Source organism: Scleromatobacter humisilvae (assembly GCF_023231945.1).
In the GTDB taxonomy this organism is placed as follows: domain Bacteria; phylum Pseudomonadota; class Gammaproteobacteria; order Burkholderiales; family Burkholderiaceae_C; genus Scleromatobacter; species Scleromatobacter humisilvae.
The window spans coordinates 34,370-53,868 of the sequence record NZ_JAJLJH010000010.1; the positions used below are offsets into that span (position 1 = coordinate 34,370).

The following is a 19,499-nucleotide window of genomic DNA, read 5'->3' on the forward strand; positions in this document are numbered from 1 at the left end:
CTCGTGCGCTCAGTGCGACGGCGACTGCGCGGCGAGCCGCTGCCGCTCCGCGGCCACTGCCTGAGCCTCGATGTACGTCGAAGGGCAGACCGAGTGCGCCTCCTCGAGCAGGCCGCTCGCCGCCTCGCGCTGCCCGTGCAACAGCAGTCGTTCCGCGGCGAAGTAGTCGGCCTCGCATCGGTGCCCTGCCCGCAGGCGGTCCGTGTCCGCCGCATCGGCCTCGACCAGCGTCGCGGCCAGCGTGGTTCGTCCCAGCACCAGGTCGACCAACGTGTCACCCCACTCGTGCGGCTGATGCGGCGTGGCCAGCGATGCGAGTTCGGCGGTCGCCGCGGCTTCGGCGGCGGGATCGACATGCACTTGCAGGATGAACAGATAGAGCAGCGTGTACGGATTGGAATCCGGCCACGTCACCTGCCCGCGGAATGTCTGGATGGCTTGCGGCAGTTGGCCGGAAAACCATTGCATTTGTCCCACGCTTTTTGCGATCCTGTGATCGTCGGTGAACGCCAGCACGCTCTGGAATTCGCGGGCTGCACCGGCGAAGTCCGACTTCTTCCATAGTGCCGTCGCCAGGTACGAGTGCGCGTTGGCCAGGTCGCTGTCGGTGCCGCCCAACGCCATGGCCTCGCGGGCGTCGGCCACCACGTCGTCGAAGCGCTTGAGCACGAGGTGCGCGTGCTCGCGCCCGACCCACGCTGACGGATCGCCCGGCCGCAGGCGCAGGGCGACCTCGAACTGGGCCAGCGCGGCCTCGGGGGCACCGCGCTCGATCAACAGCACGCCATATTCCCGCCGTGCGGGCTCGTCCTCCGGCACGAGTTGCACGGCCCGCTCGTAGTCCTGGGCGGCGCGATCCAGGGCGCCGCGCGACGCCAGAACGACCGCGCGCCGGTAGCGTCCGACGCCCTCGTCGGGCTCGAGCTGCAACGCGCGGTCCAGGTCCGCGAGGGCGTCGTCCGTCCGGTCTTGATCCACCTGGTAGCGCGCCCAGCCGCGCGCGAACCAGGCATTCGAATCCGTTGGGACGATCTCGATCGCCTGGCTGGCCAGCGGGATCGCCTCAGCCGCTCGCTGCGCCTGGATCAAGGCCTCGGCACGCGTGACCAGCACGATCTTGCGCAGCCGACGGTCGATCGCGGAATCCGCCAGGACAAGCTCGCTGTCCGCGAGCATGCCCGGAAAATCCGCCAAAGCGTCGTCCGCCTGCAAGCGCAGAAAGCGCACGCCGGTGGCCTGGGGCCGCAGCGCCAGGATGGCGTCGGCGCGTCGGCGGCGTTCGGCGGGAGGCTGGCGCTGGAACTCGTCGAGTTCGTCCGGCCGCATGCCGGTGTCGTCCAGGACCACGACATCGGCGCGCAGAGCCGGCACCCCGGCCTGCAGGTCGACGGCCCACGACGATCCGCTCGCGGCCAGCAGCGCCACCAGCAGCCAGGCTCTCCAGGCCCATGCGTGGCGAGTCTTCATGATGTCCTCCCGAGGCGGATCGTCGTCCGCCCGATTGTTGTCAGCGCCATGCGCGCGACGGCCATGTTGCCAGACGCGCGCGTCGCCGCAAGGCGCTGCGCCGGCGCGCGCCACCGGGAAAGCCGCCTGTGCGCGCCGCGCGACCGCTGCTAGCCTGATCGACCATGCGGCGCATCCGCCGCAAGGATGGCCGCCATGCTCAAGTCGATCCTCGTCGTCGTCGGCAGCTACATGCTGTCGATCGTCCTCGTGTTGTGCAGCGATCCGCTGCTGTCGGCGCTCTTCCCCGGCGACTTCGTGCACGGCCGGGTGCCGTCGCAGACAGCGCTCCTGGCCAGCACGGCGCTGTTCATCGCCATCTCGATCCTGTGCGCCTGGCTCTGCGCCCGCTTCGCGCCCGCGCCAAAGTCCCGCCATGTGCTGGCGTTCATGATCCTGGGCGAGCTCCTGGGCATCGCCTCGACGATCCCGAACTGGAACACCGGCTGGCCGCACTGGTACTGGTTGTCGTGGCTCCTGTCGTGGCCGCTGAGCTGCTTCGTGGGGCTCAGGATCGAGCAGCGTCGAGGTCGCTGAGGTGGGCGGCCTGTGCATGCGAATGCCGCCGACGATCGAGGCGCGACGTCGAGAGAGGCCGGGTAGATTGCAGGACCTTCTGTCCGGCCGACTGGAGACGATATGAGGCCTAACGCGTCGAACAATACTGCGGCAGTCACAGGCATCGGCGCGACGACAGCCGGCTACCTGCTTGGCCCGCTTGCCGACCGACACGACGCGTCCGGCAGCGTTTGCCTCTGCGTCCTGGTGCTGATGATCGCGGTGCCCGCCTACTACTTCGTATTCGGCGTCAAGAAGGAGGACATGGAGGGAAACTGGATGTTCGAGCCGTCGCTGATCAAGCGCATTGCCTTGTTCCTTGCAGGAGCCATCGCAATGGCGTTCGTGCTCTCGCTCGCGCACCTGCTTCCATGACTGTGGCTAACCATCGGATGGCAGATCCCGGTAGGGCGGGTTGGCCGAAGGCGTAACCCGCCCTGCAAGTACCGCTTGGCGGCAGCCGATTCACACGGGCCGATTGCCGCAACGGGTCGCCAGCCGCCGATCGCGACGCGGGAAGCGGTCGCCTCGCCACCCTCCCGGACCCAACGGCCAAGCCGCTCTCGCCGCCGCGCCGGGATGACCGGTTCAAACGAACGCCAATCGCCCCGCACGCCACTTCGGCGCCGACCTCGGCCGCTGCAGCGTCCTCGCTCCGATCCGCGAAAGTGCCCCTCGGAGCGCGAAAGTTGGTTCTCGGACGGGATCGATGCCCCAAAAAGGTACGGCGATGGCGCTCGGAGCTCCGTCGACGCCTCCTCGAGCAGGAAATTTCCCGCTCGGACAGGGCGCAGCGGGGCCGTCAGCAGCCGGCGTGGGTGCCACGCCAGGGAATTCCGCCCCGAGAACCTGCCGTCACTGCGTCGCCGGCCGCCTTGCCGCGTCGATGTCGAGGAACCGCCAGTACCCGTTGACGAAGGGGTTGGCCGGATAGCCCTCCAGCCACGGCTGCGTCAGCACCAGCCGCACGCGGTGCAGGTGCGTCTTCATCGGCATGTAGGCGAGCAGCAGCTTCTGCGCCTGCGCGATCGCGGCCTGGCGCTCGGGGCCGTCGGGCAGTTCCTGGACGCGGCGGAAGTCGGCGTTGTACTCGGGCAGGTCGAAGCGCGACCAGTTGCCCTCGCCCTTGCTCGGGCCGTAGGCCAGCGCGAGCAGGTCTTCGGGGTCGGGCTCGTCGGAGGAGCCGCCCAGCGTCCACATCTGCAGCTTGCCGGCGCGCGCCTGCTTCATCTGCTCGGGCCAGGGCCGGCGCTCGAAGACGATGCGGATGCCGATCGCCTCCATCTTCTTCTGCCACAGCTCGTTCAACTGGCGCGACGAGGTGTCCGGCTGCGTGGCCATGTGCAGCACCAGCGCGCCGCCGTTCGGGCGCTCGCGGTAGCCGTCGCCGTTGACGTCGACGTAGCCGTACAGATCGAGCAGCGCCCGCGCGCGCACCGGGTCGTAGTCGCTCATGTTGGTGCGCAGCGACGGGTCGTAGCCGGCGACGAGCGGCGCGACCAGCCCCTGCGCGGGAATCGCCAGCGGCTTGCGCAGCAGGCGGATCTCCTCGGCGTTGTCGTAGCCAAGCGCAATCGCGCGGCGCAGCGCCACGCGCTCGGGCGTGTAGCCGCCGACGACCGGGTCGTCCATGTTGAAGTACGTGTAGGTCACGTCGGGCTGCGACACCAGGTGCAGCCGCATGCCGCGCTTCGCGAGGTTGGGCGCGAGGCGCCCGCCGGGCGCGGCGTCGGGGGCGAACTCATAAGGCACCAACGTGAGATCGAACGCGCCGCCGACGTAGGCGAGCCACGAGGGCTGCGGCTCCTCGATGATGGACACCTCCACGCGGTCGATCATCGGCTCGCGCCGTCCGTGCAGCCGCGCGGCGGTGGCCTGGCCGTCGGCGTCGCCGGCGTCGGGCTGCTCGTCGTAGAACTCGTCGCGAAAGCGCGGGTTGCGTTCCAGCGCGATGAACGACGAGCGCCGCCACTGCACCAGCCGGTACGGGCCGGTGCCCACCGGGTGCTCCATGATCGCGTCGCCGTAGGTCTCGGCCACCTCGCGCGCGATCGCGCCGGCGTAGATCGACTCGGCGAGCTTGAGCGGGAAGCGCGGGCTCGGATGGCCGAAGCGGATGCGCAGCGTGTAGCGGTCGACCACCGCCAGGCCCTCGACCGGCGAGTCGTAATCGAACGGCTGGTCGCGGCTCAGCGCGCGCTCGCGCAGCGCCTGCAGGCCGAGGATGTCGTCGGCCAGCAGGTCGGCATAGGCCACGCTGTGCAGGCGCGGGTCGAAGTGGCGCCGCAGCGAGTAGGCGTAGTCGGCAGCGGTCAGCTCGCGGACGCGGCCGTGGAAGGCGGGGTCGTCGGCGAAGAAGATGCCGGGGCGGATCTTCAGCGTGAGCTCGCGGAAGTCGGCCGACATCTGCGGCAGCGCCGCCGCCGTGGCCACGCGCAGGCGGGCCGGGCGCGCCAGCAGGTCGTAGCGCAGGGGCGGCTCGATGATGTTGTCGATGATCTCGCGCGAGTAGGCGTCGGGCGTCTGCGCCGGGTCGAACCCGGTCTCGGCGCGCTCCAGCGAATAGCGCAACACCTTGTGCGGCGCGGGCGCCTGGGCGAACGCGGACGCGGCGGCCAGGCCCCCGGCAAGCGCAACGGCGGCGAGCGGCCAGCAACGACGGATCGACGAGCGCACGGGCGACACGAAGCCTTGTGGTGAAGTTGACGCTGCCGGGAAAACGCACTGGATCCAGGCGACTGCGGAGTCTACAACCCCTAAACTCGCGACTTCCGCGGTTCGTCCCACCGATGTTCGCCTACCTCCTCCGACGGCTCTGGCAGATGATCCCCACGCTCCTGGGCGTGGTGCTGCTCGTCTTCTTCCTGTTCCGAAAGTTCGGCATGGATCCGGCGCAGACGCTCGCCGGCCTCGACGCGACGCCGCGCCAGATCGCGGAGATCCGCCAGCAGCTCGGGCTGGGCGAGCCGTGGTGGGTGCAGTTGTGGCTGTTCGTCAAGGGTATCGTCACCTTCGACTGGGGCCGCAGCTGGGCGACCAACGAGACCATCGCGCACCTGATGGCCACGCGGCTGCCGGCCACGCTCACGGTGACGATCCCGATCCTCGTCCTCGACACGCTGATCGCGATCCCGATCGCACTCGGCGTGGCCTACGCGCGCGGCTCGCTGACCGACCGCGCGATCATGGTGGGCACGACGGTGGCGCTGTCGATCTCGTTCCTCGTCTACGTGATCGTCGGCCAGTACGTGTTCGGCTTCCAGCTCGGGTGGTTCCCGGTGCAGGGCTGGAGCGACAGCACCTGGACCAACCTCGGCGTCTACGCGCCGCTGCCGGTGCTGCTCGCGGTGCTGGTGGGGCTGTCGCCGCAGACGCGCCTGTACCGCAGCTACTTCCTCGACGAGCTGGGCCACGACTACGTGCGCACCGCGCGCGCCAAGGGCCTGACCGAGCCGGCCGTGCTGTTCCGCCACGTGCTGCGCAACGCGCTGATCCCCATCCTCACCAACGTCGGCCTCGCGCTGCCGGGCGTGCTGATCGGCTCGTTCCTGATCGAGGTCTATTTCTCGATCCCCGGCATCGGCCGCGAGGTGCTGCTGGCCGTCAATCGCAGCGACTATCCGGTGATCCAGGCCGTGACGATCTACGTGGCGATGCTGACGATGCTGGCCAATCTCGCCGTCGACCTGTCGTATCGCGCGGTCGATCCGCGGGTCGTGCTGCGATGAGTGGCACCGACACGCCAGACTTCGCGCCGACGCTGATCCCGGTGCTGGCCGAGCCGCTGCCGGCGCGCCGCGCCGACGGCGTCTGGCGCTCGGCCTGGCGGCGCTTCCGGCGCGACGGCGTGGGCGTCGTGTCGCTGGCGATCGTCGTCGCGTACGCGTTGTTGATCGCCTGCACCGGCAGCGGGCTGGTCGCGCGCCACTGGCAGGACGAGGTCGGCGTGCCCGACGCCCGGCCGACGTTCCTGGGACCCGGCGTGCCCGAGCAGCCCGTCGTCGCGCTGCCCGCGACGGCCGCCTCGTCGGCCCGGGTCGACATCGCCGACGTCGACCCGCTCGCGCCGCGCTACCGCGAGTGGGACGCGCGCGCCGCGAAGGATCACGCGCAGGCGCGGCCGCTCGCCGCGACGCTGCCGTTCGGCGGCGACCGGCTCGGGCGCGACGTGCTGGCCAAGGCGCTCAAGGGCACGCAGATCTCGGTGTCGGTGGGCGTGCTCGCGGCCATCGTGGCCACGCTGATCGGCGCGTCGCTGGGCGCGATCGCGGGCTTCTTCGGCGGGCGCGTCGGCGACCTCGTCGAGTGGGTCTACAACGTGCTGACCGCGGTGCCGGAGATCCTGCTGTTCTTCGCCTTCGCGGCGGTGTTCGGGCGCGGCATCTCGACGCTGGTGCTGATCATGGGCCTGACCGGCTGGACCGGCCAGTACCGCCAGGTGCGCGCCGAGTTCATCAAGCATTCGCGGCGCGAATACGTGCTCGCGGCGGAGGCGATCGGCGCCGGCGCCGGCGCGCGCATGTTCCGCCACATCCTGCCCAACGTGAGCCACGTGATCCTGGCGCGCATGTCGCTGCTGGTCGTCAACTTCATCAAGGCCGAGGTGATCCTGTCCTACCTCGGGCTGGGCGTGAGGACCGACCAGGTGAGCTGGGGCACGATGCTGGCCGAGTCGCAGAGCGAGCTGATCCTGGGCCACTGGTGGCAGCTGGCGGCCGCGACGATCGCGATGGCGGTGTTCGTCACGGCCTTCTCGCTGATGGCGGACGCGTGGCGCGATGCCCTGGATCCTCGCTTGCGAGGCATGCGATGACGGCGCCGCTGCTGAAGGTCGAGAACCTGCAGGTCGCGTTCCGCCTGCACGACGCCGATGGACGCGCGCATCGCGTCGAGGCGGTCGGGCGCGGCGAGCAGGGCGTCAGCTTCGAGGTGCCAGTCGACACCACCGTCGCCATCGTCGGCGAGTCGGGCTCCGGCAAGAGCGTCACCGCGATGGCGCTGGTGCAGCTGCTGCCGCGCAACGCCGAGTGCTCGGGCCGCGTGCTGTGGCGCGGCGACGACCTGCTGCGGGCCCCGCGCGCGCACATGCAGCGCCTGCGCGGGCACGAGATCGCCTGCGTGTTCCAGGATCCGATGTCGTCGCTCAACCCGGTGCTGACGATCGGCGAGCAGATCGCCGAGCCGCTGCGCAAGCACCTGTTGATGAGTCGGCCCGCGGCGCGCCGGCGCGCACAGGAGCTGCTGGCCGAGGTCGGCATCGCGGAGCCGCAGCGCAGGCTCGATGCCTATCCGCACCAGCTCTCGGGCGGCCAGCAGCAGCGCGTGATGATCGCGATGGCGCTGGCCTGCGAGCCGCAGCTGCTGATCGCCGACGAGCCCACCACGGCGCTCGACGTCACCATCCAGCGCCAGCTCCTCGAGCTGCTCGCGCGCCTGCAGGCGCAGCGCGGGCTGGCGATGCTGTTCATCAGCCACGACCTCTCGCTGGTCGGCGAAGTGGCGCAGCAGATCGTCGTGATGCGCCAGGGCACGGTGCGCGAGCGCGGCTCGGTCGGCGAGCTGTTCAACTCGCCCAAGGACGCCTACACGAAGGCGTTGCTAGCCTGCCGGCCGCGGCTGGACGAGCGCCCGCGAAGGCTCACGGTCATCGACGACGTGCTGGCGGAGGCCGAGATCGCGACGCCTGTGCGCGGCGTCGACGTCGACCTGAACCCGCGCCGCGCCGACGACGACGACCCGGTGGTGCTGCAGGTCGACGGCCTGTCCAAGAGCTTCTGGCTGCGCAGCGGGCTCGTCGGCCGCGGCGAGTTCAAGGCGGTGCAGGACGTGCGCTTCACGCTGCGCCGCGGCCACACGCTGGGCGTGGTGGGCGAATCGGGTTCGGGCAAGACGACGATGGGCCTGACGCTGCTGCGGCTGCACGACGTGGCCAGCGGCCCGCTGTCCGGCCGCGTGCTGTTCCACGGCCACGACCTGCTCGCGCTCGCGCCGGCCGACCGGCTCGCGATGCGGCGCCGCATCCAGATCGTGTTCCAGAACCCGTACGAATCGCTCAACCCGCGCTTCACGATCGGCCAGACGCTGGTCGAGCCGATGACGATCCACGGCATCGGCATCGACGGCCCCGCGCGCGAACGCAAGGCCCGCGACTGGCTGGTGCGCGTGGGGCTGGACGTCGACGCGATGCACAAGTACCCGCACGAGTTCTCCGGCGGCCAGCGCCAGCGCATCGCCATCGCGCGCGCCCTCACGCTGTCGCCCGACGTGCTGGTGCTGGACGAGGCCGTCGCGGCGCTGGACGTGTCCGTGCAGGCGCAGGTGCTCAACCTGCTGAAGGACCTGCAGGACGAACTGGGCCTCGCCTACGTCTTCATCAGCCACGACCTCGCCGTGGTGCGCTTCATGGCCGACGACGTGATGGTGATGAAGGACGGCCGCGTCGTCGAGCACCGGCGCACCGAGACGCTGCTGGCGCATCCGCAGGAGGACTACACGCGGCGCCTGATCGGCGCGGTCGCGCAGGGGCCGGCGACGTCGGTGCGGGCGGCCCCGGAGGCTATTGCGCCGCGACCGTGAACGACCACGTGGTCAGCGCCAGCGCCTGGCCGCCGCTGATCGTCGCGTGCAGCGTCACCGTGTAGGTGCCGGCGGCCAGCGGGCTGACGGGGACGAGCACCGCGAAGTCGGACGCGAGTTCCGCGTCGGCCGACACCCCGCTGCCGCTGACGCCCGGGCCCGCGATCACGATGCTGGGCAAGGTCGTGCCGGCCGCGTTGGCGATGGCCCACTGGGTGATCGCGACCGTGCCGCCCGCGACCACGTCCTGGTTGCGGAAGCCGACGACCACCGGCGTGCCCGCGGTCGCATTGGGCAGCAGCGCCGTCGACACGCGCGGGCTCTCGTTGGACACGTGGAAGGTACCGTGCGCGACGGTGGCGCCGCTGTACGGATAGGCGACAATCGCGCCCGACGGCGGGATCTGCTTCGAGCCGCCGCCGTTCAGCGGCGAGGCCATGTCGATCGTGCACATGCCCGCCGCGGCACCGCTGCCGAAGCCGAAGCCGACGTCGGTGACGCGGCTCAGCATCGAGGCGGCGTGGTAGACGGTGTCGAGCAGGTCGCCGACGCAATCGCTGCTGGCCGACGACGAGCCGATGTCGCCGATCACCTCGGTGGCGTACGAGTAGTCGTAGCCCGCGTTCTGCATGCGCACGAACGGGTTGGCGCCGCTGAAGTCGGCCAGGCCGGACGTCTCGTCGTGCGCCGAGTCGGCGCTGTTGTAGCCGTTGACGGTCAGGTAGTTCGCGTGGTCCAGCGCGGAGGTGTCGAGCGCCGTCGACTGCGCCAGCAGGCCGGCACCGGCGCCCTGGCGCACGGCGTTGAGCTGGTTGAAGGCGGCGAGCCGGCGCGCATCGGTGTAGGTGGCGGCGGCCACGCTGGTCTGCAGCGTGCCGTTGGTGCCGACCGCCGGCGCCTGGGTCGGCGGGGCCGGCGCGGGCGGCGGCGGGGCGGGCGAATCGCCGCCGCCGCCCCCACCGCAGGCAACGAGAGTGGAGGCCGCGGCCAGGGCGAACAGGACTTTGAGTGAATGCATCGACGACGACAAGCAGGGGGATGAGCGGGCGCACGCATGCGGGCGCCGCGCTGCCGGCCTGCATTTTCGCCGCTCGACAGGCCCGTCCCGTCACATTTACTCGACGTTTCCATTTCGCGTGCATGCGCCGCGTGCCAACAATGTCCGATCGATGGAACTGTTGCACCACGGTCGAGTCCACCGTCGACTTCCCGCAAAACCGAATGGAGACCGAGACATGAAGAACTGGCTGGCCGAGAACAAGGGCTTCATCGTGTTCGTGCTGTGCCTGGGCGTGTTCCGCACGGCCGTCGCCGACTGGAACCCGATCCCGTCCGGCTCCATGCGGCCCACGCTGCTCGAAGGCGACGTCGTCTTCGTCAACCGGCTCGCCTACAACGTCAAGCTGCCGTTCACCGACATCGTCGTCGCGCCGCTGGGCGATCCGCAGCGCGGGGACATCGTCACCTTCTCGTCGCCGCGCGACGGCACGCGGCTGATCAAGCGCATCGTCGGCGTGCCGGGCGACCGCATCGAGATGCATGGCGACAAGCTCACCGTCAACGGCGTCGTCGCCCGCTACGACGCCACCTGGGCCGCGCCCGACCCGGTCGCGCCGGGCCGCACGCTGGAGTCGGTGCACGCCACCGAGCACCTGGCCGGCAGCGAGCGCGCCGTGCAGTTCCTGCCGCAGGTGCGCGCGCGGCGCGACATGGCGCCGCTGACGGTGCCGCCCGGCCACTACTTCATGCTGGGCGACAATCGCGACAACAGCGAGGACTCGCGCTACATCGGCGTCGTGCCCCGCGAGCTGCTGATCGGCAAGGCCAACCACATCGTGGTGTCGGCCGACATCCTCGATCACTGGCACCCGCGGCTGGACCGCGTCGGCAAGTCGCTCGATTGAACCTTCCCAACCCGCGTCCCCACGTCCTGGTCGTCGCCGTCGGCACCGCCGGCGACCTTTATCCGTTCCTGCGCATCGCGACGGCGCTGCGCTCGCGCGGTCATCGCGTCACGCTGCTGGCGCCGCCGGTGCATGCCGACGTCGTGGCGCGCGCCGGGCTGCCGTTCCGGCCGCTGGGCACCGTCGAGGCGTTCCACGCGGCGATGGACCATCCCGACGTCTGGCACCCGAGCAAGGGCTTTCGCGTGCTGTGGGAGAGCATGCGCGGCAACGAGGACCTGCTGCCCGACATCGTCGCGACGCTGCCGGCCGACGAGCCCGTCGTCATGCTCGCCCATCCGCTCGCGCTGCTCGGCGCCGCGCTGGCGCGGGCGCGCCGGCCGGGTCTGCGCATCGTCGCCGCGTGGCTGGCGCCGGCCAACCTGCGCACGGTGCACGATCCGATGACCTTCGGGCCACTGCCCATGCCGCGCTGGGTGCCGCTCGCCTGGCGACGCTGGCTGTGGCGGCGCGTCGACGCCGGCGTCGTCGATCCGGTGACCGTGGCCGACGTCAACGCGATGCACGCCCGCTACGGCCTGGCGCCGATCCGCCATTTCATCGAGCACCTGCAGGGCGTCTCCGACGCCCACCTGACGCTGTTCCCGCCCTGGTTCACGCCGACGGCGCCGGACTGGCCGCGGCCGCTGTCCGAGGGCGTGTTCGCGCTCCATGACCCGCACGTCGAGGCCGCGCTGCCGCCCGAACTCGAACAGTTCCTGGACGACGGCAGCGCGCCGTTGATCCTCACGCCCGGCAGCGGCAACCGCCAGGCGGATCGCTGGCTCGCGCGCGCCGTGCAAGCCGCGCAGCGAGTGGGCCGGCGCGCCGTGCTGCTGACGCCGCATCGCGCGCAGGTGCCCGCCGCGCTGCCGCGCGACATGCTGTGGCTGCCGTACGTGGCGCTGCGCACGCTGCTGCCGCGCAGCGCGGCGCTGGTGCACCACGGCGGCATCGGCACCACCGCCGAGGCGCTGCGCGCCGGCGTGCCGCAGGTCATCGTGCCGCTGGCGTACGACCAGTTCGACAACGCCGCCCGCGTGGTGGCGCTGGGCGCCGGGGCGAAGGTCGCGGGCGGCGCCGCCGGGGCGCGTCCGCGCGCGCTCGCGGCCGCGCTGTGCCGCTTGCTGGCGTCGGAGGCGATCCGCGCCGGCTGCGCCCGCGCCGCGGCGCGCTGCGCGGCGGACGCGGCACACGACCTGGGCGCCCAGGTCGAGCGGCTGCTCGAACTCGCGCCGCCGGCGGCATAAAGCCGCATTTCGGCGCTGCGCGCGCCGCAAGCGCGAATTGTTTGGGGAATCCTCGGCTCCGGACCGGATCGTCGAGGCTCAATCGCGCCCAGAATCCTCCGATAAACACTCCGATGCCCCTTCAAAACCTTCGCCGGAGCGGCCGCGGCCGCCTCCCGCCACTGGCTGTCCACGCCGCGCCACGTCGCGCGTCGGGCATCGCCATGGCCGCGGCGGCGGGCATCCTGCTGGCCCTGCAACTGCTGCTGGCGCGGCCCGCCCGGGCCGATGCCGCGTCGGCCCCGGCCCAGCCGTCCGCCGCGCTGCCGGCCGACGAACTCGGCCGCCTGCAATTCGTCGGCCGCGCACAGCCCGAGATCGCCACGGTGGAGCTGCTGCGCTACGCCTCCACGCTGCGCGTCGACGATCCCCGCTATCTCGAGACGCTGCTGGAGGTGGGCTCCGAGTACGTCGGACTGAACCGCAGCGAGCAGGTCGAGCAGATCGCCGCCCGCATCGAGGCCTTGTCCGAGCGCGTGCCGCTGGCCCGGCCGTCGGCCATGCTGCTGCGCGGCCAGTGGATGCAGTCGCACGGCGAGGTCAGCAAGGCCGAGCGCCAGATCATCGAGGCCTCGGCGCTGCTGCCGGCCAGTCCGCCGGACTACCTGCGGCTGCGCTTGTTGATGAGCTCCGCCTTCGTGAAGAACCGCGGCGGCCACTACGACGAGGCCATGATGCGCTACAACCAGGCGCTCAAGCTGGCCGACCAGACCGGGCCGATGTGGCGCCGGATCGACCTGCGCACGCTGATCGCCGGCGTGCTGTTCGACGCCGGCCAGACCGACAAGGCCGCCGAGCTCGCGCGCGAGCAGATGCGGCTGGCGACCGACTCGGCCGACGAATACGGCATCTCCGCGGCCTACACCACGCGCGCCATCCAGGGCAGCCGCGGAGAGGACTCCGGCACCGTGCTGGCCGACTGGCGCGCTGCCCTCGAACACGCGCGCCGCGGCGGCAACCGGCACCAGATCGCCGTCGGCATGGCCAACATCGCCGACTACTACCTCACGCACGGCGACTTCCGGACCGCCTACGACCTGTCGCAGCGGGCGCTGCCGCCGGCCCTCGAGGCCAACGACCTGCCCGCGCAGAGCGTGGCGCTCGCCAACACCGGCCTGGCGCTGATCGGCATGAAGCGCAAGGACGAGGGCCTGCCGATGGTGCGCGAGTCCGCCAGCATCGACGAGCGCTCGGGCACGGCGACGAACCTGTCCGACTCGCAGTTCGAGCTGGGCGGCTACCTGGAGCGCGCCGGCTATCTCGACGACGCGCTGGTCGCCTACCACCAGTACCGCCAGATGTCCGACGAGCTCAACCAGCAGGATCGCCAGCGCGCGCTGATCGAGCTGCAGGAGAGCTTCGCCAACGAGAGCCGCCAGCACGAGCTGGACATGCTCTCGCGCGAAGGCAAGCTGAAGGACGAGGAGATCCGCCACCACGAGCTGCAGATCAAGCAGTGGACGGCCGCGGGCGTCGCCTGCCTGCTGCTGCTGGCCGTCGTGGCCGTGCTCGCGCGCCGGCTGCGCGTGCGCAACCAGATGCTGTCGGTCAGCAACGAGCAGCTGCGCCTGCAGGCCGAGATCGACCCGCTCACCGGCCTGTCGAACCGCCATCACCTGCAGACCGTGATGGCCGAGCGCCCGGGCCGCGGCCTCGAGGGCACGCTGTATCTGCTCGACGTCGACCACTTCAAGCAGATCAACGACCAGTGCGGCCACGCCGGCGGCGACACCGTGCTGGTGGAGATCGCGCGCCGGCTGCGCCACGTGCTGCGCGACGACGACCTGGTCGTGCGCTGGGGTGGCGAGGAATTCCTGGTGCTGGTGCGCCCGCTGCCGCAGCTCGAGGCCGAAGCGCTCGCGCAGCGCCTGCTGTGCGCGCTCGCCGACGCCCCGGTGCTTCACGAAGGCCGGCCGGTGCCGGTGTCGGCATCGATCGGCTTCGGGCTGTTCCCGCTGCGCACGTCCACGCCGCAGGCCGACCTCGACGTCAACTGGGAGCGCGCGATCTCGCTGGTCGACACCGCGATGTACATGGCCAAGGCGCACGGCCGCAACGGCGCCTGCAGCATCCTGCGGGTCGACGCCGCGAACACGGGCGACGTCGAGGAGATCATCGCGCAGCTGGAGAAATCGGTGCGCGACGGGCGCGTCGAGCTGCGCTTCCAGCACGGGCCCGCGGTGCGCGGCGCGCTGACGACGATCCCGCGCGCGCCCGAGCCCCGGCATGCGCCGGCGACGGGCGCGGAGGTGGCGTCGTGATGCGCGCGCGCGGCGTCGTGCTGGCCGTCGTCCTCGCGTTCGGCGCGAGCGCCGCGTGCGCGGCCGGCCCGGCGCGCGCCGATGCGAGCGGGCTGGTCGAGCTGATCGACAACCTCGTGCGCCGCGGCGACGAGACGCCGCAGACCGCGATCGACTCCATCACCGAGCTGTCCAGCACGGACGCCGCGGGCTCGCCGCTGCTGCGCCGCACCGCGATCGCCAGCGTCGGCATCGTCGAGGCGCGCAACGGCCTCAACGCCGAGGCGATGCAGCAGGTCGCGGCGCTGGGGGCGCTCGGCAGGTCCGACCCGCTGGCGGAGGCCGACGCCCACCTGGTGCGCGCCGAGATCGAGGTCAACGGCGGCCACAACGAGGCCTCGTACCAGCAGGCGCGCGCGGCCCTCTCCACCTTCGCCGAGCTGTGCGCGCCCAACGCGAGACCGGCCAGCGACTGCGACTATCGCGAATGGTGGCGCGCGCTGGATCTCGCGCAGCGCGGCGCCGCCGACCAGGGCAACTCCGTCGTGGCGGCGTCCTACGCACAGACCATGGTCGACGTCGCTCACCGCGCGGGCGACCGTCCGCGCGAGGCGATCTCGCTGGGCATCGGCGCGCTGCAGGCGGAGGCCAACGCCGATTCGGTCACCGCGAACCGGCTGATGGCGCAGGCGCAGCACGTCGCGCGGATGGACGGCTCTCCCTGGGTCCAGGTGCGCGTGGCGGTGCTCGGCGGCCTGCTGCACTTCAGGCGCCAGCAGCCCGAGGCCGTGCAGCGCGACTACGAGGCCGCACTCGTCGCCGCCAACGCCGCCGGACTGAAGCGCCCGGCGATGCTGCTGCGCGCCAACCTGGCCGACGCCTACATCCACGAGGGCCGTCCAGCCGACGCCCTCGCCGCGATCGACCTCGCGCTGCCGGTGGCCAAGCAGCACCGCGACTTCCGCACCGAGCGCCTGCTGCTGCACAACGCCACGCTGGCCAAGCTGGCGCTGCACCGCGTCGCCGAGGCGAAGGTCGAGATGGCCCACGTGCTGGAGCTGTGGCAGAAGGACACCGGCCCCGGCCAGCGCCAGGAGGCCTTGCGCGAGTTCAGCGACGCGCTCGCCAAGGCGGGCGACACCGCCGGCGCGATCGACCTGTTCCACAAGGAAGATGCGCTGTCCAAGGAGATCCGCGCCGCCAACAAGGCCGCGGCCGAGGCGGAGCTGCGCGCGCGCTACGACCAGGATTCGCAGAAGCGCCGCATCGAGCTGCTGGGGCGCGACAACCTGCTGAAGTCGGCCGAGCTGGCCAACCAGTCGCTCACGCGCCGGCTGTGGATGTTCGCCGGCGCCGCGCTGGTGCTGCTGGGCGTGCTGGCGCTGATGATGTATCGCCGCATGCGCGAGCTCAATCGCACGCTGGTCAAGCACGAGGCGCTGCTGCGCGCGCACAGCGAGCGCGACGCGCTGACGGGCCTGGCCAACCGGCGCCAGTTCCGCGAGGTGATGCGCGTGCGCGGCGGCGAGCGGGCCTTCAAGGGCGCGCTGCTGATGGTGGACGTCGACCACTTCAAGCGCGTCAACGACCACTACGGCCACGCCGCGGGCGACCGCGTGCTGGTGGAGGTCGCGCGCCGGCTCAGCGCCGCGATGCGCGGCGACGACCTGGTGGCGCGCTGGGGCGGCGAGGAGTTCCTCGTGTTCGCGCCCAACGTCGACGGCGCCGAGCTCGACCTGCTCGCCGAGCGAGTGCGCCTGGCGATGAACCAGGCGCCGGTGATGCTGGACAACGGCACGGCCATCGAGACGACCGTGTCGATCGGCTACGCCGCCTTCCCGCTGCCGGCCAGCCACGTGCAGGTCACGTGGGAGCAGGCGGTCAACCTGGCCGACCTGTCGCTCTACACCGCCAAGAACCAGGGCCGCAACTGCGCCGTCGGCATCGTCCGCACCACGGCGGTCAGCAGCGAGGCGCTGCGCGAGGTCGAGGCCGACATCGCGCAGGCGCGCCACGACGGCCGCGTCACGCTGCGCGTGTCACCTGAGCCCCCGGCCGCCGACGGCGGCCACCCCCCGAGAGGGGCCGGCCTTGCTCCGGAGCGGCCGAGCGCGGCGGCCGGGAGCTTGCGCCCTTCGCTGGACCTGACCTGAGGAGCCAGGCAGCGTTCGGGCGGCAGGGATAATCGCCCACCTATGTCGAATGCCGATCTCCCTTCCCACTGCGACGTCCTCGTGGTCGGCGCCGGTCCCGCCGGCGCTGCCTGCGCCCTGTGGCTCGCGCGCGCCGGCGTCGATGTCGTGCTCGTCGATCAACACGATTTCCCGCGCGACAAGGTCTGCGGCGACGGCCTGATCCCCGATGCCCACCACGCGCTGCGGCGCCTGGGCGTGTACGACGAGGTGATGGCCGCGGCCGAGGCCTCGCGCCACGTGGCCTGCATCGGCCCGCGCGGCGGACGCATCGACGTCCCCGGCACCGTGGCCGTGCTGCCGCGGCGCGAGCTGGACGACATCGTCTGCCGCGCCGCCGTGCGCGCTGGCGCGAAGCTGCGCACGCCGTGGCGCTTCGAGGCGGCGGTCGTCGAGGGCGACGTGGTCGTCGGCGCGCGGCTGAAGCAGGGCGACGTCGTTCGCGAGACGCGCGCGCGCTGGGTCGTGCTGGCCACCGGCGCCGTGCCGCAGGCGCTGCAGGCGGCCGACATGTGCAAGCGCCGCACGCCCAGCGGCATCGCGCTGCGCGGCTACGTGAAGAACGACGCGATGGTCGGCAGGATCAAGGCGCTCGAGGTGGTCTGGCACAAGAGCCTGACCCCGGGCTATGGCTGGATCTTCCCGGCACCCGGCGGCCGCTTCAACATCGGCGTGGGCATCGCGCACAGCCATCCCGCGCGCGACGGCGAGCCCGCGAAGATGAAGGACGTCAACCTGCGCAAGGTCTTCGAGGCCTTCTGCGCCCACTACGAGCCGGCGCGCGAGCTGATGCGCACCGGCACGCTCGAGGGCGACCTCAAGGGCGCGCCGCTGCGCTGCTCGCTGGCCGGCGCGCGCTACAGCCGGCCCGGGCTGCTGGTCACCGGCGAGGCCGCGGGTAGCACGTACTCGTTCACCGGCGAGGGCATCGGCAAGGCCTACGAGACGGGCCTGCTCGCCGCCGAGACGCTGCTGGCCGCGCCCGGCGGCGTGCCGGCGGGCACGGCCGACGACGTACGCACGCGCTATGAGGCCGCGCTCGCCGCGCTGCAGCCGCGCTTCGATCTCTACGAACGCGCCAACCGCGTCAACGCCCATCCCTGGCTGGCCGACCTGCTGATCTGGCGCGCCCGGAAGAGCGAACGCCTGCTGCGCCGCATGGCGGGCGTGCTGGAGGAGACCAGCAATCCCGGCAACCTGGTGAGCGTGCGCGGCATCGTGCGAGTGTTGTTTCCGGGCGCCTGACGGCACGCAGCGAGGATCGACACGCGCCATCCGAATTTGGCGGCGCGTATGCTTGGGGCATGTGTCAACTGCTCGGCATGAACGCCAACACGCCGACCGACGCGATGTTCAGCTTCACGGGGCTGGCCACGCGGGCGGACGAGCACAAGGACGGCTTCGGCATCGCCTTCTTCGAGGATCGCGGCCTGCGGCTGTTCGTCGACCAGCACAGCGCGCGCCATTCGCCGGTGGCGGAGCTGGTCAAGGGCTACCCGATCCGCTCGGACAACATCGTCGCCCACATCCGCAAGGCCACGCAGGGCCGCATCGCGCTGGAGAACACGCATCCGTTCATGCGCGAGCTGTGGGGCCGCTACTGGGTCTTCGCGCACAACGGCGACCTGAAGGACTTCCGCCCGCGCCTGCACGCCACCTTCCGCCCGGTGGGCGAGACCGACAGCGAGCACGCGTTCTGCTGGCTGATGCAGGAGATCGCCAAGGCCCATGCGGGCATGCCGGCGATCGAGGAGCTGTCCAACACGCTGTCCGAGCTGCTGCCGCAGCTGCATCGCCACGGCACGTTCAACATGCTGCTGTCCAACGGGCAGGCGCTGTGGGCGCACTGCTCCACGAACCTGCACTACGTCGTGCGCGAGCACCCGTTCGGCGCGCCGGTGCTGGCCGACAAGGACGTGATGGTCGACTTCGCCGCCCACACCGGCCCGGGCGACCGCGTCGCCATCGTCGCCACCGAGCCGCTGACGCGCAACGAGCCCTGGCAGGCGATGCGCGCCGGGCAGCTGATGACGTTCACCTGCGGCGAGGTCGCGACGCGGCAGTGCGCGGAGATGGCACGCTAGGAATGCCTCCCGGCAGGCGACAGGTCCGGCACCGCGAGCAAGGTCGGTGCCGGCGGGAGTGCGTCGGCCTGGAAACGGCGGCTGCCCGGAGGCTTGCGGGCGCGGGGAGTCTTGATCGTGACGGCCGCCAGCGACTCGTTGCGGTCGCCTGGCGCCTCCGGCTTGATCGACTAATATTTGCCGCCAGGAAACAACGGGAATGGTGCATGTCGATCATCGGAAAGCTCAGGTCCTTGCCGCGCATCCTGCGGCATACCCAGAAGCGCGTGGACGACAACGCGCTGCTGCTGGGCCGACTCGCGAGCGACATGGTGCGTTCGAAGAAGAACCTCCACGAGGCGGAGTTCCGCGTGTTCTCCCAGTTCGGCGACGACGGCATCATCCAGTGGCTCGTGCACAACCTCGAGTTTCCCGACAAGACGTTTGTCGAGTTCGGTGTGGAGGACTATCTCGAGTCCAACACCCGCTTCCTGCTGGTCAACAACAACTGGTCAGGGCTGGCGATGGATGGCTCGGCGGCCAACATCGAGCGAATCAAGTCGTCGGACTACTTCTGGCGCCACAGCCTGCGCGCGGAGGTGGCGTTCATCGACGCCGAGAATGTCGACCGGTTCCTGCCGGCTGAGCCCATCGGGATCCTGCACATCGACATCGACGGCATGGACTACTGGGTGTGGAAGGCGACCACCAGCGCTCCGGTCGTATGCATCATCGAGTTCAACAGCGTCTTCGGAAGCGAGCGGGCGATCACCGTGCCGTACGATCCCGCCTTCCAGCGCGGCAAGGCGCATCACTCGTTTCTGTACGGGGGCGCGTCGCTGCTTGCCTTGTGTGACCTGGCCGCGCAGAAGGGCTACGCCTTCATCGGCTGCAACAGCGCAGGGAACAACGCGTACTTCGTGCGTCGCGACAAGCTGAACGACACCGTGCGAGAGACGACTGCGGAGGCGGGGTTCGTGGAATCGAAGTTCCGCGAGAGCCGGGACGGCGCGGGTCGCCTGAACTACCTCGAGGGCACCCAGCGTCTGGAAGCCATCCGCGGGCTGCCGGTCTACAACGTTCGGACTGGCCACGTCGAGCCGCTCTGACACCGTGAGCGACGACGGAACAC

The 19,499-nt window shown here is 71.1% G+C and carries 15 protein-coding genes; 12 read left to right on the forward strand and 3 right to left on the reverse strand.

Annotated elements, in window-relative coordinates; genetic code table 11:
• Window positions 1-9: 9 nt before the first annotated feature.
• Complete coding sequence (locus LPC04_RS23655; protein WP_275684773.1) at window positions 10-1,467, reverse strand: tetratricopeptide repeat protein; 1,458 nt, start codon at window positions 1,465-1,467, stop codon at window positions 10-12.
• A gap of 195 nt (window positions 1,468-1,662) precedes the next feature.
• Between LPC04_RS23655 and LPC04_RS23660 the strand changes: the two genes are divergently transcribed.
• Together LPC04_RS23660 and LPC04_RS23665 are read left to right on the forward strand one after the other, a co-directional pair.
• Window positions 1,663-2,043 (forward strand): hypothetical protein, encoded by a 381-nt coding sequence (locus LPC04_RS23660; protein WP_275684774.1) that lies wholly within the window; start codon window positions 1,663-1,665, stop codon window positions 2,041-2,043.
• Between the two features lie 102 nt (window positions 2,044-2,145).
• Window positions 2,146-2,439: a hypothetical protein gene (locus LPC04_RS23665; protein ID WP_275684775.1), complete on the forward strand. Its 294-nt coding sequence runs from the start codon at window positions 2,146-2,148 to the stop codon at window positions 2,437-2,439.
• A gap of 480 nt (window positions 2,440-2,919) precedes the next feature.
• Here LPC04_RS23665 and LPC04_RS23670 read toward each other — a convergent pair whose 3' ends face one another.
• Window positions 2,920-4,740, reverse strand: a complete 1,821-nt coding sequence (locus LPC04_RS23670; RefSeq protein WP_275684776.1) for an ABC transporter substrate-binding protein — start codon at window positions 4,738-4,740, stop codon at window positions 2,920-2,922.
• Between the two features lie 113 nt (window positions 4,741-4,853).
• Here LPC04_RS23670 and LPC04_RS23675 point away from each other — a divergent pair, with 113 nt between their 5' ends.
• From LPC04_RS23675 to LPC04_RS23685, 3 genes are read left to right on the forward strand one after another with little or no spacing between them, the layout of a single operon-like run.
• Window positions 4,854-5,792: an ABC transporter permease gene (locus tag LPC04_RS23675; RefSeq protein WP_275684777.1), complete on the forward strand. Its 939-nt coding sequence runs from the start codon at window positions 4,854-4,856 to the stop codon at window positions 5,790-5,792.
• Complete coding sequence (locus LPC04_RS23680; RefSeq protein WP_275684778.1) at window positions 5,789-6,877, forward strand: ABC transporter permease; 1,089 nt, start codon at window positions 5,789-5,791, stop codon at window positions 6,875-6,877. Before LPC04_RS23675 ends, LPC04_RS23680 begins: the two co-directional genes overlap by 4 nt.
• Window positions 6,874-8,640, forward strand: coding sequence for an ABC transporter ATP-binding protein (locus LPC04_RS23685; RefSeq protein WP_275684779.1), 1,767 nt, complete (start codon window positions 6,874-6,876; stop codon window positions 8,638-8,640). The genes LPC04_RS23680 and LPC04_RS23685 overlap by 4 nt, the downstream gene beginning before the upstream one ends.
• On the opposite strand, the gene LPC04_RS23690 is transcribed toward LPC04_RS23685, so the two are convergent.
• On the reverse strand, window positions 8,621-9,658 hold the full coding sequence (locus LPC04_RS23690) for a CAP domain-containing protein (protein ID WP_275684780.1): 1,038 nt from the start codon (window positions 9,656-9,658) through the stop codon (window positions 8,621-8,623). The two genes, LPC04_RS23685 and LPC04_RS23690, sit on opposite strands and share 20 nt — an antisense overlap.
• A gap of 217 nt (window positions 9,659-9,875) precedes the next feature.
• On the opposite strand from LPC04_RS23690, the gene lepB reads away from it, so the two are divergent.
• The 7 genes from lepB to LPC04_RS23725 all read left to right on the forward strand — a co-directional run bounded on the left by lepB (window position 9,876) and on the right by LPC04_RS23725 (window position 19,476).
• Window positions 9,876-10,544, forward strand: a complete 669-nt coding sequence (gene lepB, locus LPC04_RS23695) for a signal peptidase I (RefSeq protein WP_275684781.1) — start codon at window positions 9,876-9,878, stop codon at window positions 10,542-10,544.
• Complete coding sequence (locus LPC04_RS23700; RefSeq protein ID WP_275684782.1) at window positions 10,541-11,833, forward strand: glycosyltransferase; 1,293 nt, start codon at window positions 10,541-10,543, stop codon at window positions 11,831-11,833. Before lepB ends, LPC04_RS23700 begins: the two co-directional genes overlap by 4 nt.
• A 203-nt stretch (window positions 11,834-12,036) precedes the next feature.
• Window positions 12,037-14,133 (forward strand): tetratricopeptide repeat-containing diguanylate cyclase, encoded by a 2,097-nt coding sequence (locus LPC04_RS23705; RefSeq protein WP_275684783.1) that lies wholly within the window; start codon window positions 12,037-12,039, stop codon window positions 14,131-14,133.
• Complete coding sequence (locus LPC04_RS23710; protein WP_275684942.1) at window positions 14,133-16,265, forward strand: GGDEF domain-containing protein; 2,133 nt, start codon at window positions 14,133-14,135, stop codon at window positions 16,263-16,265. The genes LPC04_RS23705 and LPC04_RS23710 overlap by 1 nt, the downstream gene beginning before the upstream one ends.
• Window positions 16,266-16,307: 42 nt before the next feature.
• A complete protein-coding gene (locus LPC04_RS23715) occupies window positions 16,308-17,549 on the forward strand; it encodes an NAD(P)/FAD-dependent oxidoreductase (RefSeq protein WP_275684784.1) in 1,242 nt (413 codons plus the stop codon).
• A gap of 59 nt (window positions 17,550-17,608) precedes the next feature.
• Entirely contained in the window at window positions 17,609-18,388 is a 780-nt protein-coding gene (locus LPC04_RS23720) for a class II glutamine amidotransferase (protein WP_275684785.1), read from the forward strand.
• 233 nt (window positions 18,389-18,621) lie between these two features.
• Window positions 18,622-19,476, forward strand: coding sequence for a hypothetical protein (locus tag LPC04_RS23725; RefSeq protein WP_275684786.1), 855 nt, complete (start codon window positions 18,622-18,624; stop codon window positions 19,474-19,476).
• The last annotated feature ends 23 nt before the right edge of the window (window positions 19,477-19,499 follow it).

Excerpts from the sequence above, each read along its gene's own strand:
- LPC04_RS23655 (WP_275684773.1), bottom strand. The coding sequence starts at position 1,467 with ATGAAGACTCGCCACGCATGGGCCTGGAGAGCCTGGCTGCTGGTGGCG.
- LPC04_RS23660 (WP_275684774.1), top strand. The coding sequence starts at position 1,663 with ATGCTCAAGTCGATCCTCGTCGTCGTCGGCAGCTACATGCTGTCGATC.
- LPC04_RS23665 (WP_275684775.1), top strand. The coding sequence starts at position 2,146 with ATGAGGCCTAACGCGTCGAACAATACTGCGGCAGTCACAGGCATCGGC.
- LPC04_RS23675 (WP_275684777.1), top strand. The coding sequence starts at position 4,854 with ATGTTCGCCTACCTCCTCCGACGGCTCTGGCAGATGATCCCCACGCTC.
- LPC04_RS23680 (WP_275684778.1), top strand. The coding sequence starts at position 5,789 with ATGAGTGGCACCGACACGCCAGACTTCGCGCCGACGCTGATCCCGGTG.
- LPC04_RS23685 (WP_275684779.1), top strand. The coding sequence starts at position 6,874 with ATGACGGCGCCGCTGCTGAAGGTCGAGAACCTGCAGGTCGCGTTCCGC.
- LPC04_RS23690 (WP_275684780.1), bottom strand. The coding sequence starts at position 9,658 with ATGCATTCACTCAAAGTCCTGTTCGCCCTGGCCGCGGCCTCCACTCTC.
- lepB (WP_275684781.1), top strand. The coding sequence starts at position 9,876 with ATGAAGAACTGGCTGGCCGAGAACAAGGGCTTCATCGTGTTCGTGCTG.
- LPC04_RS23705 (WP_275684783.1), top strand. The coding sequence starts at position 12,037 with ATGGCCGCGGCGGCGGGCATCCTGCTGGCCCTGCAACTGCTGCTGGCG.
- LPC04_RS23710 (WP_275684942.1), top strand. The coding sequence starts at position 14,133 with ATGCGCGCGCGCGGCGTCGTGCTGGCCGTCGTCCTCGCGTTCGGCGCG.
- LPC04_RS23715 (WP_275684784.1), top strand. The coding sequence starts at position 16,308 with ATGTCGAATGCCGATCTCCCTTCCCACTGCGACGTCCTCGTGGTCGGC.
- LPC04_RS23720 (WP_275684785.1), top strand. The coding sequence starts at position 17,609 with ATGTGTCAACTGCTCGGCATGAACGCCAACACGCCGACCGACGCGATG.